Here is an 18,072-nt window from a genome sequence, read left to right on the forward strand (position 1 = left end):
TTTGCTGTATTTTATACAGTTAAAAACTATTATAAATTTTCGTATAAATCAATCACATCCCCTTCCTGAAGGGTTACTAAAGCTTTCTTGAAAGAAGGTTTTCTTCCTGAGATTACTCTTGCTTTGGTGTATCTTGTCTTTTCCTTCCCTTCATAATTCATAGTTCTCACTTTATCCACAGTCACACCGTAAACCTCTTCAACAGCTTTTTTTATCTGGATTTTGTTTGCATTTCGATCGACAACAAATCCATACACTCCTTTTTCATTCAACTCTGAAACCTTCTCAGTTATCAAAGGACTTTTTAAAATTTGCATATCTTTATTTTTTAAATATTTGAAAGTTTTTCGATCGAATCTTCAAAAACAATCAAATTATCTGCATTAACAATATCATAAGTATTCAGGCTATCAACAGTAGTGACATTAGCCTTTTGGATATTTCTCGAAGAAAGGAAAACATTTTTATTGTTTTCACCTAAAACAAACAAGGTCTTTTTACCTTCCAACTCTAATCCCTTAATTAAGGAAGCAAAATCCTTAGTTTTTGGATTATCCATAGAGAAGTTTTCCAAAACTGAAATACTGGAATCACTTGCCTTGTAGGATAATGCTGACCTTCTCGCTACTTTTTTCAACTTCTTATTAAGCTTGAAATCGTAGTTTCTCGGTCTTGGACCAAATACTCTTCCTCCTCCTCTAAACACAGGAGATTTGATACTACCTGCCCTAGCGGTACCTGTACCTTTTTGTTTCTTTATCTTTTTTGTCGACCCTGCAATCTCTGCTCTTTCCTTCGACTTATGAGTACCTTGTCTTTGCTGAGCTAAATATTGTTTTACATCCAAATAAATAGCATGATCATTCGGCTCCACTCCGAATACGGACTCAGGCAAATTAACTTTTTTCCCTGTTAGCGCCCCACTTTTATCTTTTACTTCTATCTCCATTTCACTAAATTACTTTTCGATAAAAACATAAGAATTTTTAGCACCAGGTATTGAACCATTCACTACCAAAAGATTTTTCTCTGGTATCATTTTCAAAACCTTTAAATTGGCTACTTTAACCTTTTGATTTCCTGTTCTTCCACCCATCTTAAGTCCTTTAAAAACTCTTGCTGGATAAGAACAAGCTCCAATGGCACCTGGATGCCTCTGCCTGTTGTGCTGACCGTGAGTTGACTGGCCAACCCCACCAAAATTATGTCTTTTTACGACACCTTGAAATCCTTTTCCTTTTGAAGAACCTACAACATCCACAAATTCACCTTCTTGAAAAACATCTTCAAGTTTTACAACATCACCAGGCTTTAACTCCTGATTGAATCCGTCAAATTCTTTGATTTTGTGTTTGGGAGAGGATCCCGATTTTTGGAAATGACCTTGCAAAGGCTTAGTGGTATTCTTCTCTTTCTTCTCATCAAACCCCAATTGAACTGCTGAATATCCATCAGTTTCATCAGTTTTGACTTGAGTAACTACACAGGGGCCAGCTTGGATCAATGTACAAGCCATACTCTTCCCGTTTTCATCGTAAACGCTGGTCATTCCGACCTTAATTCCTATTATTCCCGGCATAATTATAACCTTTAATGCATCGGTTGCGGACCTTCCGCAACATACTGATTGATAAACTTAAAATATGGCCAAATGCAGGCTAAAACCTGAATTCACTACATATTTCCCTAATAAAAGGAGTGCAAAAGTAGTAATTTATTTAACGATTACAAATTACCTCTAAAAAATTTTAAAATTTCTCACTGAAGATCAGCAGGATACTAATTTTATTTGAGGAATTTGAGCTCTACTCTTCTGTTCCTTTCCCTTCCTTTTTTCGAATTATTATCTGCAATTGGTTTGTTCTCCCCATAACCTATTATCATAATTCTATCCTCTGTTATTCCGTTATCCAACAAATACTGCTTAACTGAGTTAGACCTTCTTTTCGAAAGCTCATCGTTATCAGACTCAGATCCAATAAAATCCGTATGCCCTACCAACTGAATTTTAACATTTTTATGGACTTCCATGGTGAGGACTACATCGTCTAGCATTTCTTTATACTTTAAAAGGATATCATCTGAACCAGAGCCAAAAAGAATATCTACAATGGCTGATAATGCCAGAACCTTTGCCTTTTTGGGTTCCTCCAAAGGACCATTTTCCAATAATTTAATTTTTTCGCCCACAACTATATTTTGATCTTTATTACCTTCAGGAACTTCGGTAGAGATAATATTTTCACCAGATTTCCCATCTTTTTCAACGGCAACTAACGGAACTGTGGCAATTGTTGTATTGCCAGAAGTACTTTCAGAAATAGGAATAGAATTATTCTCAGCCCCTTTCCCGCTGTTCATTGTTACCATTGGTTCATTCGGCCGTTCATCTTTTTCTATAGCCTGATTTACTGTATATAACTCAGCAAGCCTTCCACTTCGGTTGCTGGCAAAAAAAGCTTCTCCATTTTGTCCCAAAGTAAAATAGGCATCGAATTTTGAAGAATTAATCCCCTGACCCATATTTACAGGTTCTGACCAATTCTCCCACGAATCGTCTAGTCTTTTACTGTAGTAAATATCCGCTTCCCCCAATCCTCCTGTACGATTACTGGCAAAAAATAAGGTCTTACCATCATCACTTAAAAATGGGGATATTTCATAACCCTTAGAATTGACCGCTTCACCTAGGTGAATTAAAGGAGACTTCCACGCTTCCTTTCCATCCTTGTTTTTAATTTTATAACTGATATATAAATCCTCCTGTCCCAAAGATTCTTTCCCTTGCATGGATACAATTAACACATCCTCAGTTTTGTTCACGAACAAACCATAGGCATCATTTCCTTCTTTTAAATTATGAATTTCATCAATTTCAACCAGCACCGGATTCGTCCAGGTTTTATCCTTTTTTTCTGTAAAAGATAAACCACTAACTCTACCGTCTTCATATTCATAGGAATTAAGTAAATAAATTCTGTTTCCTTCCTCGTTAATACCTACAACTGCATTATTTCCTGTGGTATTAAATTTTTGAGAAGGCTTGGCTGAAGACCAGTTTCCATTCTTCAGTTTTTTACTATACCAAATATCCTGTCCCTTAAACTGTCCCCCAAAATTCCCTTTATATAAGGTTCTTACAAAATAAAGCAGTTTGCCATCGGCTGATAATAAAGGAAGGCTTTCTTCAGCATAAGTATTAATAGTCCGGGGTAATTTGGTGGGCTTCCCAAATTTCATTTCCTGGGAATAGCTCACATTTGTAGCAACTAATAAAGCCAGAATGGCTGTAAACCTTTTTATGTTATTTAATGATATTTTTTGCATTTTTTTTGGATTTGATGTTGATTCAAGAAATCTGTTTGGAATTTAACCTACCAAATGAGAGGACTCATCACAGAGCTTTTCCCTAGTTTTATGCCCACAGTTAATTCATGGCTTCCCGATTGATGCATACTCAATTCCGAAATAGTATAATCATAAGAGTAACCAATTCGCAAAGCATTTTTCAGCCAAATTCCCGTCATAAATGCAATAGCATCCTGATTTCTGTAATAAACCCCTGCCATATATTTTTCTCTATAAACACATTTTACATTGAAGTTTACTTCTGAAGGAGAAATGGTTTTAATTTGGTAAAGCACTCCCGGAATAATGAGCAAATCTCTTACTGCATCAATATTAAATCCGGCCAGAATCACATGCTGGGTTTCTGCACTCTCCTCAGAATAATTCAGGTTATTATTTCCAGCTATCGTTGCAAAGTTCATAGCCGAATATCCACCATAAAATTTTCGGGAATAAATTAAAACTCCGGCATTGGCATGAAAGAATGTTTCATCTGTACTCCCATTGAGATAAGCCTGATACAACTCATCTTCATCAGGGTTGGACACCGAAAACTTATCCAAACGATTTCTGGAAAACATCCCTGATACCCCAAAAGACATTTCCATTTTCCGGTTCAATGGGATGTGGTAAGCATAGGCCAACTGTGCACCAAATTGAGAAAATTCACCATATCTGTCGGTGTGTAAACTTCCCCCAAAACCGTGTTTTTTCTCCGCCTCAAACTTTTCTATATGCAATTCAGCATTCAGTTCTTCAATAGCCCTTTCAATACTGTCTTTCACCAAAAATTTAAATAATTCGGGGTCACTGATCCTAAGTGCATTCTTTGGAAAAACAATCACTTCAGCAGCCTGATCAGGATCATCCGGAATATGGGTATTTCTGAGTTTCCTTTTTGATTCACTTTCCAGAACCGTACTGATATAGGCATAGTTGGTGGCTGGAGCGTTCGCCAAACCGGACCATTGTTGCCTCAGACCAAGTTTCACATCGGTAAAATTTTCAACTCCCATAAATGCCGGGTTATACATTCCGGGCGCATTCATATATTGGGAAAGTTGGAACTGCTGCTGGCCAAAGCCTGCCACACTCAGGCTAATTCCTATTAGCCATAAAAATATTTTCTTTTTCATCTATGGTATCGTTTAAGCGTTGTTTCGCTTGTAAAAAATTCGTAAAAGGAAGTTTTGTACATTTTTAATCAGTAATGCTAGCGCAAAATGGTTACTGAACCGGTGATTGGTGGTGGACCGGTATTCAGGTTAATGACATAATAATAGGAACCTACCGGCAATAATTTCCCATTCAGTTTCCCATCCCATCCTTCCTGGTAACCCTGAGATTGGAATACCCGCTGGCCGGACCGGTCAAATATTTCTACAACACAATTTGTATACAAAGCAAGTTCATGAATTTCCCAGGTATCGTTCACATGATCACCATTGGGTGTAAATCCTGATGGGGCACTCACCAGTGGCAAAGCTGTCACCTTTATTTTAAGGTTTTTCTCAAAACTTTTCACCGAATCGCCATCATCAGTAGTCCGAACCCGAATCAGATAGATGTTTTTTGTATTGTATACAAAAGAAGCTGTGGCATATAATTCATTCCCGGAGATGGTAAAGCTGGCATTGTCTACACCCCCTTCTCCTTCTACTAATGTGTAAGTATGCAAGTCTTCTGCATCTTTATCAATGGTATAAAGCTGACCTACAAAAGTATTCTCAGGACGATATTCCAGAATGGTATCATTATCCAGTAAAATATCAGTAGGAGCATAATTTACATTTTCAATATTAATCACCACAATTCCGGTACCGGTATCTCCTACATCATCCTTCACACTGATATTCAGCACATATTTGTCATTTTCAGAAAAATTTAACTTTCCAGAGTCTGCTACCGAAATTAATCCGGAATACTGTTGTATTTCAAAAGCATTGTCGTAATTCCCTTCCAAGATACTATACTCCAAAAGTTTTCCCTCACCACTGGCTTTCACCACTCCCACTTCAGTTCCTTTTGGGCTATCTTCCGGAATACTGAAGGTGATATCTTCAACCTGTGGTGGCAATTTTGGTAAAATTTTCACTGTGACCTCAGCTTCAGTAGAAATGCCATTTTCATCTTTCACTGAAACAATAAACTGGTAATACAAATCCGCTACAGAGATTTTACCCGGATCAAGTACGGATATTTTTCCCGACAGGCTGTCAATGGCAAAAGCATGATTTGAATTTCCATCTATAATCTCATATTCTAATGAAAATTTGCTTTTAGCTTCTAATTGTCCAACCAGGCTTCCCTTTGCAGGATTTTCTTTAATATTAAATAAGGTATCTGCCACAATTGGTCCGCTAATTAATTTAAAGACCTTTTCATAAGAAAGGGATGGCGTTCGGTTATCACTGGTTTTTATCCTTATCGAAAACTCGCTCTTTTCAGCATTCAAAATACTTCCATTTGGAAAAAGCGTATTCCCCGAAATATTAAAAAATGCATTGTCCGTAGCACCTTCACCAGATACAAACTCATATTTGTGTATATCATTCAAATCAGGATCAAAGGCCGCAAATTCACCAATTTGGGTAAGATTCCCATCTCCCTGAAGGGCTATAATATGATTAGAGAGCAACAGGCTATCCGGAGCTTCATTCACATCCGTGATATTTATGGTAAACTCTCTTTCTACTATAATTCCACCCTGGTCCTGAGCATGAACCAGAATTTTAAAGGATTTTATATCCGCCTCATAGTTAAATACCGTCTTAGTATAAAGCACATCCTCTTCAATCTCAAAATACTGATGATCATACCCTTCTTTTTGAGCAAAAGTGTAAATATGGTGATCCTCATCATCAAGGTCCAGGGCACTAAAAACACCTATCGCAGAATTAATCGGCTTATTTTCCTCTACATTATTGTTGCTCAGGCTAAAATTTTTCAGAGCCTGATTATCCTTTTCCAATCTGATTTTAATGGTAAAACTTTTTTCCAATTCCTTACCATCATTGTCAGTAGATTTTACCCTAATGTTATAAAATGTTTTGAGCTGATAATCAAACACGGCATTGGATCTTAACTGGTTTCCTTCAATTAAAAATGAAGCATTTCCTTCATCTCCATCTCCGCTCACAAACTGATAACTGTAAGTTTTCTCTGCATCTCCACCCTTGGTAATCAGGTTTCCAATAAAAGTTTTTACTGGTAATTTTTCAGTTATCAGATTATTATCCAGGATGATATCATTTGCAGATTCCTCCACATTTTCAATTTTGATGGTAAACTGCTTCATGTAGATAGAATCCCCACTATCCATTACTTCCACCAAAATGGAATAAGTGGCTTTTTGCTCATAATCAAAAACCTGTGTTGATTTTAGTTCATTTCCTTCAATTGTAAAGGCATCATTATTTTCACTTCCTGGCCCATCTACCAGCCTAAACTGATGTACATCATTTTCATCCTGATCTATGGCACTGAAATCCCCTACTTTTGTTCCAATCGGAAGGTTTTCTTTAATACTTTCTTTACTTAATAGGATATCTTCCGGAGCCTCATTCCTGTCCAGTATTTTAATTTCAAATGATTTCTCAAAAGTTTCCAATCCCTTATCCCGAACCTGAATCCGGATATTATACGATTTACCTGTTTCATAATCGAAACCATCATGCGCTACAATAGTGTTATCTTTTATCCTGAAAAAGTGGTTGTCTTCCCCTCCTTCTCCGGCAACAAGCTGGTAGAAAAAGAAATCATCCTTATCAGGGTCGATAGCAGACAAATCTCCAATCCAGGTCCCTATGGGTTCATTTTCTGCAATTTGGGTAGGATCCAGCAGAATATCGGTTGGTGGTAAGTTTTCTTCCACCCTGATTACATGTACAAAAAGGGTATCTTCATAAGAATAGGAGACTGGCTTTCCATTATCCGTAGATCTTAAGCGAATAACATATAATTTCTTTTCATCATAATTTAGTGAATCTTTTATCCACAAGTTATCCCCATCAATAATAAAACTTCCGTTGTCATCATCCCCTTCTCCAGTGGCAAAAGTGTAAGTATGCTGGTCCAGCTCATCCTCATCTATAGACTTCAACCTCCCCACAGGGGTACCAATTGGCGCTTTTTCATTAATTTGATTTGGAGTCAATTCTATTCCCGTTGGAGGATTATTTCCCGCTACCACATCAATCTGAAAAACCTTTTCAAAACTCATTTTTGGGATACCATTATCTGTAGTTTTTACCCGGATAGTATATTGGTTTTGTTCTTCTACATCAAAAACCTTATTGGACAAAAGACTATCTCCATAAATAGTAAAAACACTATTGCCTTCATCTCCTTCACCAGCCACCAACGCATAAATGTGGGAATTTTCAAAATCTGCATCTTCAGTAGAAAATGTACCAATAAAAGTTCCCACTGGAAGATCTTCAAAAACATGATTTTTAGAAAGGGCAATATCTGTTGGAGGGCTGTTACTATCTCTCACATAAATAATGATATCCTGATCCACATACAATCCTTTGGAATCAGTAGCTCTTACTGTAATGTAATACTCCCTTTTTACGGTATAATCAAATACTGCATTGGCTTTCAGGATATTTCCATCAATCGTAAAAGCTCTATTATCATTATTGAAACCAGCCTGAAGACTAAAGGTATGGGAATCATTTAAATCTTCATCCACGGCCGATAATTGCCCAACCACTGTACCAACAGGTTGCTGCTCATCTATGCTGTCATTGCTGAGCAAAACAGCCAAAGGGGCTTCATTTACATCGGTAATACGAATGGTAAGCGCTTTTTCATAAGACAAACAACCAATATCCGTAGCTCTTACCCGAATAGTATAGACACTATCTTCTTCATAATTGAATTTTTTATTGGTTCTGATGGTATCAAATGGGGCAACCAGACCTAAAAAACCATCAGACCGTATGCCTGGAGCCAAAGAATCCATATCCACTAAAAAGGCATCGTTATCATCACTTCCTTCTCCCGGCACCAATTTATAAATATGTCTGTCAAAAACATCCGGATCAACTGCCTTCACATGTCCAAAAATTTCTTTCAGTTCTATATCTTCCGGGATCGTGTTATTGGTAAGAAAAATGTCGGTAGGGGCCTTATTATCTGCCACCACAGAAGTGTGTGCATAACCGGCACTGATTAAAATGGTTTTTCTGTTATTCACAAAACTGGAAGTGGAACTTTGGTCGAACCGGTCATTTCCCCAAACGGCAATGGTACTGTCGGAGGTTAAAGCTACTGTATGGTGATTTCCCGCATCAATAGCAATCACCTCTTTGAAATTTAATTCATAAGGAGGAACAAGCTGATCATGCGCTTCATTATCACCCCATAAAATTAATTCACCGTGAATATTTAAGGCTACAGAATGTAATTCTCCTGCTGCCACAGCTTTAATATGACTCAATCCCACAGGCACATCCGTTTGCCCATATTCATTCCAACCCCAGGAAACCACAGTGCCATCTTCTCTTACGGCCAGGGTATGGAAATTCCCACAACTGATGGATTTAATTTTTCCTATATCATCCGGCACATTCAATTGCCCGAATTCATTTCCACCCCAAACTACCACTGTCCCGTCTCTTTTAAGCGCCACCATGTGCTGGTCACCAGTACCAATGGCCACTACATTATCCAGACCGGCAGGAACGGAAGTTTGTCCAAAATCATTAATTCCCCAGGCCTGTACTGTTCCATCATCCAGCAAAGCAGCGGAATATTTAAAACCAGCGGCAACCGAAACAGGTTTAGCCGAGCCAAAATTGGGAATATAAAGTTGTCCGAAATTGTTTTTACCCAACCCGATCACCCTATTTTCAGTAATGATGAGGGAATGATCGAAACCAGCACTGATGTCAGTGACTTCTTCCACACAATAATAGGCTGGAAAAAGTGGCACACCGTCACCCCAATCCAGAATTACCTGGGAAGAATTTTGTGCAAAAACAGGAAAGTACAACAGGTAGTTGAAAAGTAACAACAGGGTAGAAATACCCCATCTTAATGGTGTCTTCATAGCAGGAAGTTTCAGTTAGTGTAATTTGTCTTCAAAATAAAGTTGATTGACCCTAAAGTAGGTCCTTAGAAAATAGTGAAATGAAATTATTTTGAATGGGATATTTACTTATTATTAAAATTCCATCTAAATTCAACCTTACTTATTTCAGTCAATAAACCATAAATTATTTCACAAAACAAGTAAAAGGTGAAAAATAATTCGATCTCCACTTTGTTTGAGCAATAATAACTAACTTACCACAAATTTAAAAACTCGATTTGTTAAGGAGACTTAAAGCTAACAATATCCCCTTTTGTTATTAAACCAGAGCATTTTTTTAATTCAGTTTAACTGACTGAAAAGGCGATCTTTTTGCCAATAAAAAAGCAGGTTAGGATTTCAAACCTAACCTGCTCCTTTAAATTACTATATGAGCAATTAATTATTTATTTTTGCCCAGAATAACGGTAAACCCAAGGTCTAGTCCAATAATATGGGAAATTTCTTTCTCATTATTGTCATTATTTTCCTTTCTTTTGGATACATGATTTTCATACCCTAATAACAGATCAAAGTTTACTTTTTTCCCTAATGGAACTGCCATACCAATTCCAGCAGAAATCATTGATTCTCTAATATTACCTTCAATTTCTGAATTGTTATAATCAATTTTTACCATACTATTAGTTTTTCCAAAAGAGGACCCAAACTCTAAGAATGGTAAAATATTTTTCGTTGGGATATAATACCTTAAGAATGGCCCAAAACTATACTGATTAATAATAAATGTAATTTTGTCATCATCATATTTGGTATTAGAAAAACTATAGTTAGATAGCAAACCAACCACAAAATTATTTGCAACAAAATAACCGATCTTAGGTGAAAAATTTAGACCAAAAGATTTACTTTCATTCCCACTACTACTACTAGAGTCGTCATCACCTTTAATTACTCGTTTGCTAAATCCAATACTGGTTGTGTTTTCTTCAGTTCCAGCTACATTTAAAGAGGTTGATAATCCAATTAATATTTTTCCTTTATTTATTTGACCCAATAATAATCCAGATTGGATTGTACAAAACACTAATAACAATACTGTTTTTTTCATTTTTTACGATTATGATTTAATGATAATTGATATGATAGATTTGGGAGGAATCACCAAAACCAAAATTATTAAACGCAAGGCTATTATAAATTAATATTTTACAAAACATTTAACCCACCTTATTTATTAGACAATTTATTGGGATAAATTGACAATAAATTTTTCGCCTTAAAACAAAAACCAGCTTTATTTGAATACCAAATAACGATTATGGACCATCATAATCTATTCTTATTTCTTTTAAGTTTTCAGATTACCAATAAATTATTCAGAACCAAAAACCATAATTTCCCTTCAATTTAACCTCCCTTAAATTCGCAAACCATCCTTGTATCTTTATATTTGCATTCAAACTGAAATTAGCAAAAAGCTAAACTTCAAACCCAAATTTAACTGTAAACAATGGGGTTATCCGATAAGCTCGAACGCGCATTAACCTGGAACATAAAATACATTTCTGAAAGGAATTTTGTCCTGATTATAAGTGGGATTGTCGGGATTGTTTCTGGTTTGGCGGCTGTAATTTTAAAAGAGGCGGTACATTATATACACCACTTTCTTACTTCACAGGATTTCACAGAAAACTATGTCCAGATATTATATCCTGTAATAGGGTTATTTTTTACTATTCTTTTGGCAAAAGCACTTTATAGGGAAGAGCAACTCGGGCATGCCATTACTGATATCCTTTATTCCATTGCCAAAAAATCCAGTGTGATTGGGAAAAGTAAAACCTATTCCCGTATGATTACCAGTGCATTTACAGTTGGATTTGGAGGTTCAGCCGGATTAGAGTCTCCGATTGTACTCACTGGTTCTGCAATTGGTTCCAATATCGCCCAACTAGTCAATTTCAATTATAAATTAAGAACTTTAATGATTGGCTGTGGAACTGCAGGAGTAATATCCGCTATCTTTAATGCCCCTGTAGCTGGATTAATTTTCAGTATGGAAGTCATCCTGATCGATGTTTCAGTTTCCAGTTTTATCCCTCTTTTATCAGCCTCGGTTAGTGCAACTTTAGTTTCTCTGGTGCTACTGGGTGAAGATGTCCTGTTTTCGTTTAAACTAGTGGATACTTTCAATGCCTTCGATACACCTCTTTATATTGCACTGGGTATTCTTTGTGGCATCACCTCAAAAACTTTCCTTAAAGTTTTACATGCAACTGAGGACTTATTTGAGAAATTAAAAAACCAATATTCAAGAGTACTCATTGGTGGGGCTCTGCTTTCCTTAACCATTTTTCTGGTACCACCTGTATTTGGAGAAGGTTATTCTATCATAAAAGCATTACTTAACAACAACCATGACCCCATCCTGGACAGAAGTATTTTCTTTGATGGCAAAGAGATAAATGACTGGATTTTTCTGGGATATTTGGTGGTCATCATCATTTTTAAATTTGTGGCTTCATCCCTTACAATCGGTAGTGGCGGTAGTGGCGGAACATTTGCACCATCCATGTTCCTGGGAGGAGTTACTGGTTTTGCTTTTGCCACGCTGGTCAATCTGACAGGATTTGCCTACATTTCTGAAAGTAATTTTGCTCTGGTTGGCATGTGTGGGGTGCTTTGTGGCGTACAATATGCTCCTTTAACAGCCATTTTCCTGATTGCAGAACTTACGGGTGGATACGTTTTATTTATCCCCTTAATGATTGTTTCGGCAATTTCTTATAGCACCGTTTCTTTTAACAATCCCATTTCTCCTTATGTTACTGAACTTTACAAAAGAGGGGAATATGCTGCTGATGACCATGATAAAAAAATCCTCAATCACCTAAGTATCCATAGCCTGATTGAAAGAGATTTTAAGAAGATTCACCAAAGTGCTATTCTGGAGGATTTAATCAAGGTAATCAGCAAGAGTAAACGGAATATTTTCCCGGTACTCAACGGACAGAATGAACTCACTGGAATTGTAACTCTTGATGATGTACGGGAAATAATGTTTGATGGAGAAAAACAGAAAAAAGTAAAAATTTCCGAGATCATGAATATTCCCCCGGCATACATAGAATATGATGAGGATATGGCCTCTGTGATGCAGAAGTTTGAAACTGCCAATGCCTGGAATTTACCGGTTTTAAAAAATGGAAAATATGAAGGATTTATTTCAAAGTCCCGTATTTTTAATGTGTACCGAAAGCAACTGGTAGGTAAAAAACGATAGAAAATGAAGGCGCTATGGATACTTTTGAAAAAAGTGTGCTCGATTTTTTAAAGCAAAACTATTCAGGAGAAATCCAACTTGATTATTCACCAAATTTCGCTAAGGTATTATTCCCGGTTTATTTTATTCCGAATTTCCATCTGGCCATCCAGCTCATTTCTTTAGATAGAACAGAACTCTTTAGCGCTTCATTAAAAGAAGGAAATTATTTTTCCCTACTATCTGATCGGTTCGATCAAAATGGTATTCGACTCATTCATCTTTGGGAAGACTTTTGGCATACAAAAAATAAAATTGTAAAAAGCAGGCTTTTGGCATCGGTGGGGAAATACCAGCGAATTCATGGCAGAAAAGTGAAAGTAAGCCGAATTACCAACCCTCAACTTTTGCAATTTTTGGAAGCAAATCATTTGCAGGTGCCTATCCCAGGAAAACACAAATATGGTTTAATATTCCAGGATGAACTTGTAGCTGTAGCCAGCTTTAGTCATGGCCGAAAAATTAAAAGGCATGGAGAGGTCTATAAGTCTTATGAACTGCTGCGATTTTGTAATAAAAAGGGCATTACCGTAACTGGTGGTTTTAGCAAATTGCTCAGTCGGTTTCTAAAAGATTACCAACCAGATGATATCATGACTTATGCGGATAGAGACTGGTCGTATGGAAAAAGTTACATTACTTTGGGATTTGAGGTAATCCAGGAAACTCCAACTCAATTATTTTTGGTTGATAAAAGCAATTTTCAAAGATTTTACCCAGATAAATTGTTACAAGATGGTAGTGTAGAAAAAGCATGGGCAAAAGCTTACAATGCAGGAAACCTGAAATTTATCCTTGATTTGAAAAAACGGTCTGAAAAGCATGGAACCATCAAATGATCATCATCCGCTCATCATTATCTTAGGCCCGACTGCATCTGGAAAAACCAGCCTTGCCTCTCACCTTGCCTATAATTCGGATTCGGAAATAATCAGTGCAGATTCCCGTCAGGTTTACCAGCAAATGGACATAGGAACAGGCAAGGATTTGGATGAATATATCGTAAATGGCCAAAACATTCCCTATCATTTAATTGATATCAAGCCTCCCGGTTACCGTTACAATATTCATGAGTTTAAGGCTGATTTTGATTCGGCTTATTCGCAAATCAGAGCAAAAGGGAAATTGCCAATTTTATGTGGGGGAAGTGGCTTATATATTGAAGCTGTCTTAAAAGGACATGAGCATACACAAGTGCCGGAAAATGAAAATTTGAGAAAGGAATTAAGTCAATTTGAAAATAAAAATTTACTGGAAACGCTGGCAAATTTGCCCAATCCCAATCAAATAAAAATAGATACCTCTACAAGAAAAAGACTCATTAGGGGAATTGAAATACTGACTTTTTTAAAGGAAAATCATTTAAATAAAAACCCAGGAAAAAACTATAACTCCATCATATTTGGCCTAAATCCGGAAAGAGAAAAAAGGAGAAACAAAATTACCAAAAGGCTAAAATACAGGCTGGAAAATGGGCTGATTGAGGAAGTCAAAAATTTACTTGAATCAGGAATTTCCCCAGAAGATTTAAAATACTACGGATTGGAATACAAACTGGTCACCGAATTTCTGGAAGGAAAATTAAATCAGCAAACACTGTTTGAAAAACTAAACACCAGCATACACCAATTCGCCAAACGCCAAATGACCTGGTTCAGAAAAATGGAAAAAGATGGCTTTGAAATCATTTGGGTAAATGATGAATTAACTTTCGAGGAGAAAATTGATTTTCTTTTGAAGAAACTCAATCAATTCAGGTTAATTTGAAAATAAAAAAAAGACAAAGCCAAAAAGCCTTGTCCTTTAAATCGCTTCTAAATAAAGTCTTTATTTAATCACTCCCTTTTCCCCTGAAATCACACCCTTCACGGCATAATTTGAAGAACCACCAAAATAGCCAACCACCTCTAGTCCGGGTTTGGGGTTTTTATTGAAAATATTTGTTCTCACATTGGATGGAGGAACAGCAAACATTCCCCCGTTATCGGTTTGCTCAGAAAGCTCGGCAAAGAAATAATAAGCATCTTTGGTAATATTCAATCCTTCTACCATTACAGAATCCCCCTCCTGGAAAGGATCATCCCAATTGAGTTGCAAATCGTGAATATAATTACCATCGATCCACTCATCTGTTTCATATATCAGGTTTTTGGGTTGATTAAGCAATTGGCCATTTCGATAAAGTTTTAACCGGTAATTATCCCCAATCCCTTCCGGGTCCCAACCAAAGTAATTCAAATAATATCCTGAATTGTCATCACCGGATTTTTCCTTGTATTCATAAGTGATAGAATCTATCACCACCTGCCTTTGGATAGCGGTTTCTGCATAATATTCTTCACCGTTCACCAACATTTCCAACCGGTAAGATTTACCTACCTGACCCAGGAATTCAGGACTGGTCTGGTACTTTCCTGGCTGATTTTCTGTAAGGTTTTCCACGTTTCCATCTCCGTCAATAATTTTTAAAACACCACCAGTTACAGGAGCAAATTCACTATTATCAAAATATCCCTGAGTCTGGGTAAGCGTAACGGTATAAGGACCTGGCTGATCGTCAATCCAGCCATCTACAGCTAATAAAGTTCTGCCTTCTTCCAGTTTTACATCAATCACATCTTCACAGGAAAAAAAGGAACCTAGCACTAAACTATAAATGATATATTTTAAATTTTCCATTTGTTTAATCTTTGAAATTATGATGAATTTAAAACTTGAAATTGTAGGTCACAGATGGCAACATTGATCCGAAAATCGAAAGCCTTACCGCTTCAGTATTTCGGGGATTATCCTCATTTTGCCTGAAGTAAATACTATAGGCATTTCTTCTCGAATACACATTGTAAATTGCAAACACCCACTCACTTTGGTACTTCCTCAAAGGATTTCTTTTACCCTGCAAAGTGGCAGAAAGATCTAGCCGATGATAAGGTGTAATTTTGTAGTTATTTCGGGAATCATTGGTATTTATCGGCACTGTAATACCCTGATATTCAAACCGTCCATCTGGGAAAGTAGTAGAAACTCCCGTGAGGTAAGAAAAATTTGCGGCAAACTTCCATCTGTTATTCAATTGATAAATGGCTGTAGAGCTCAGATTATGAGTCCTGTCGTATTTGGCAGGATAATAATTTCCATTATTTATACCTTCAATCTTCTTTTCCGATTTGGACAGAGTATAACTCACCCAGCCTGTAAGCCTGCCGACATTTTTCTTAAATAAAAATTCAGCTCCGTAAGCCCTTCCATCCCCAAAAAGCAAATCTCCTTCATAATATTTGTTCAGTAAAAATTCTGTTCCTCCTACAAAATCCACCTGGTTGTCAAGGGTTTTGTAGTACACTTCTGTGGAAAGTTCATAAGCTTTGCCTTTCAGATTTTTAAAATATCCCACTGCTACCTGATCAGCTACCTGCGGTTTGATATTATTTGTACTTAGGGTCCAGGTATCGGTAGGAGTAGAAGCCAGAGTTGGAGAAAGCAGGTGAATATATTGCGCTAATCTATTGTAACTAAACTTTAGAGAAGTGCTCTCATTCAGCGCATAGCGCAAAGAAAACCTCGGTTCAAAATTGTAGTAATTTTGGATGGACTCACTCTTTCCAAACTTTTTCTCATTTTCAATATCCTTCCTTTCCCCGGGATTTCCACTATATTCATAAGCAGTATTTGGCCCCAGGTAATCATAAGAGGATATTCTTAAACCGTATCTCAAAAATATTTTATCCGACAATTCCGATTCGTGCTCAATAAATCCGGCATACTCAAATCCTTTCTGCAAGTCCATAGTGAGCGGATTGAAAACAGAAGTTTCGGTTAAAGGCCTTAATTCTCCGGGATTAACTTCATACAAAGTAGAATTGATCCCGAAGTTCAGACTGTTCCTGTGGTTGATAAAATAGCTAAAGTTGGCATTCCCCACATAATTTTTGATCATGGCTTTCGCCTCAAAATTATTCGTATTGACATCCGGTACACCCAGTTTATAGCCATAATCCGAATAAGCCAGGGTAATTTCCCCAAAAAGCCGATCATTGAAAATATGTTTCCATTTCAGGGAAGAAGCCGCATTTCCCCAGTTGTTATAAAAATCATCTCCAAACTTGAAGGAATCCTTGCCATAATACCCTGAAAGAGAAACCTTGTTTTTCTCATTGATATCAAAATCCATTTTTCCATTCAGATCGTAAAAGAAAGCTCCATTTTTACGCATGTCCGGATCAGAAGAAAGCTTAAGAAATAAATCCGCATAAGACCTTCTTCCTGCCAGCATAATGGAGCTTTTTCCCTTGGTAATTGGGGCTTCCATGGTCAATCTACTGGAAACAGTTCCAATTCCACCAGACATAGCAAATTGATCTTTGTTGGCTTCATGCATACCCACATCCAGAATCGAAGCAATCCGGCCTCCATATTGAGAAGAAATCCCTCCTTTGAGCAGTGCCACATTCGAAACTGCATCCGGATTAAAAACAGAGAAAAAGCCCAACACATGAGAACTGTTATAAATGGGAGCGCCATCCATCAATACCAGATTCTGATCAATTCCTCCTCCTCTCACATTGAAGCCTGTAGCTCCCTCTCCTACCGTAGTAACTCCGGGCAATAGCTGCAAACTTCTCACAATATCTACCTCCCCAAGCAATGCAGGTATATTTTTGATGGTCTGAATTTCCAACTGATTCACACTCATATCACCTGAAATAATATTGTCATTTTCCTTTTTTCCTTCTACCACAACTTCTTCCAGATTTTCTGTTTTTTCTGTTAAATCAAAATTTAGGTTGATATTTCTATCCAGTTTAATTTGCTTTTCTATTGGGGCATAGCCAATTGAAGATATCACAAGGAGGTAATCTCCTTCAGTAAGCGCTAAGGAAAATTCTCCTTTAGGGTTAGTAGCCGTTCCTTGCCTGGTACCCCTCACTTTAATGGTAGCACCAACCAGTTCCTCCTGACCTGCAGAAGTAACTTTTCCACTAATCGTAAATATAGATTGTGCAAATAGTGACTGGGAAATGATTGTCAAAATAAGGCAAAGCAATCCCATCCATCCTTTTTTCATGATGTTCTGTTTTTTTAATAAGATTAAAATTGAATTTTTATAAATCTGTGGTGAAGGGGTAAATCATCTCCCTTCAAAAATTAATAATCGTTTTTTTGATAACTCCCCTCCATCAATTCCCGAATTTGTTGAAGTTTTATTCTTAAAAACTCCATCTCCTGTTCTCTCATAAAATTACACAAAGCCTTTTCCCAACCATCATGATAACTTTTTGATAAATAAAGGCTGTTTTGGTTTTTTGAATTACTAGCTTTCATAAGTCTAAAAATTTAATAACCTGTTAAATTATTTCTG

13 protein-coding genes are annotated in these 18,072 nt (G+C 36.9%); 3 read left to right on the top strand and 10 right to left on the bottom strand.

The genetic code is table 11. The features are described 5' to 3' along the window. Window positions 1–29: 29 nt before the first annotated feature. The 7 genes from rplW to A3EM_RS0117755 form a co-directional block, all read right to left on the bottom strand. Window positions 30–317, bottom strand: coding sequence for a 50S ribosomal protein L23 (gene rplW, locus A3EM_RS0117725; RefSeq protein WP_020529579.1), 288 nt, complete (start codon window positions 315–317; stop codon window positions 30–32). A gap of 11 nt (window positions 318–328) precedes the next feature. Continuing rightward, a complete protein-coding gene (rplD, locus tag A3EM_RS0117730; RefSeq protein WP_020529580.1) occupies window positions 329–949 on the bottom strand; it encodes a 50S ribosomal protein L4 in 621 nt (206 codons plus the stop codon). Window positions 950–958: 9 nt separating this feature from the next. Next, the gene (rplC, locus tag A3EM_RS0117735) at window positions 959–1,579 is read right to left on the bottom strand and encodes a 50S ribosomal protein L3 (RefSeq protein WP_020529581.1); all 621 of its coding nucleotides are present in this window, start codon (window positions 1,577–1,579) and stop codon (window positions 959–961) included. 206 nt (window positions 1,580–1,785) lie between these two features. Continuing rightward, complete coding sequence (locus tag A3EM_RS0117740; protein WP_020529582.1) at window positions 1,786–3,327, bottom strand: OmpA family protein; 1,542 nt, start codon at window positions 3,325–3,327, stop codon at window positions 1,786–1,788. Window positions 3,328–3,374: 47 nt separating this feature from the next. After that, window positions 3,375–4,484, bottom strand: coding sequence for a PorP/SprF family type IX secretion system membrane protein (locus tag A3EM_RS0117745; RefSeq protein ID WP_020529583.1), 1,110 nt, complete (start codon window positions 4,482–4,484; stop codon window positions 3,375–3,377). 77 nt (window positions 4,485–4,561) lie between these two features. Next, on the bottom strand, window positions 4,562–9,406 hold the full coding sequence (locus A3EM_RS45945) for a cadherin domain-containing protein (protein ID WP_020529584.1): 4,845 nt from the start codon (window positions 9,404–9,406) through the stop codon (window positions 4,562–4,564). Window positions 9,407–9,830: 424 nt separating this feature from the next. Beyond that, window positions 9,831–10,499 carry an outer membrane beta-barrel protein gene (locus A3EM_RS0117755; RefSeq protein WP_020529585.1) on the bottom strand — a complete coding sequence of 223 codons (669 nt, stop codon included), beginning with the start codon at window positions 10,497–10,499 and terminating at the stop codon, window positions 9,831–9,833. 402 nt (window positions 10,500–10,901) lie between these two features. Between A3EM_RS0117755 and A3EM_RS0117760 the strand changes: the two genes are divergently transcribed. From A3EM_RS0117760 to miaA, 3 genes are read left to right on the top strand one after another with little or no spacing between them, the layout of a single operon-like run. Next, window positions 10,902–12,674 carry a chloride channel protein gene (locus A3EM_RS0117760; protein ID WP_020529586.1) on the top strand — a complete coding sequence of 591 codons (1,773 nt, stop codon included), beginning with the start codon at window positions 10,902–10,904 and terminating at the stop codon, window positions 12,672–12,674. 14 nt (window positions 12,675–12,688) lie between these two features. Continuing rightward, window positions 12,689–13,552: a PDDEXK family nuclease gene (locus A3EM_RS42785; protein WP_020529587.1), complete on the top strand. Its 864-nt coding sequence runs from the start codon at window positions 12,689–12,691 to the stop codon at window positions 13,550–13,552. Continuing rightward, window positions 13,536–14,480, top strand: a complete 945-nt coding sequence (gene miaA / locus A3EM_RS0117770; RefSeq protein WP_020529588.1) for a tRNA (adenosine(37)-N6)-dimethylallyltransferase MiaA — start codon at window positions 13,536–13,538, stop codon at window positions 14,478–14,480. The genes A3EM_RS42785 and miaA overlap by 17 nt, the downstream gene beginning before the upstream one ends. Before the next feature lie 60 nt (window positions 14,481–14,540). Here miaA and A3EM_RS0117775 read toward each other — a convergent pair whose 3' ends face one another. From A3EM_RS0117775 to A3EM_RS47595, 3 genes are all read right to left on the bottom strand, one after another. Then, window positions 14,541–15,392, bottom strand: coding sequence for a DUF4249 domain-containing protein (locus tag A3EM_RS0117775; protein ID WP_020529589.1), 852 nt, complete (start codon window positions 15,390–15,392; stop codon window positions 14,541–14,543). Window positions 15,393–15,420: 28 nt separating this feature from the next. Further along, window positions 15,421–17,778, bottom strand: coding sequence for a TonB-dependent receptor (locus tag A3EM_RS0117780; protein ID WP_020529590.1), 2,358 nt, complete (start codon window positions 17,776–17,778; stop codon window positions 15,421–15,423). Between the two features lie 80 nt (window positions 17,779–17,858). Further along, window positions 17,859–18,035, bottom strand: coding sequence for a hypothetical protein (locus A3EM_RS47595; protein ID WP_020529591.1), 177 nt, complete (start codon window positions 18,033–18,035; stop codon window positions 17,859–17,861). Window positions 18,036–18,072: the final 37 nt, after the last annotated feature.

The organism is Flexithrix dorotheae DSM 6795 (assembly GCF_000379765.1).
Lineage (GTDB): Bacteria > Bacteroidota > Bacteroidia > Cytophagales > Flammeovirgaceae > Flexithrix > Flexithrix dorotheae.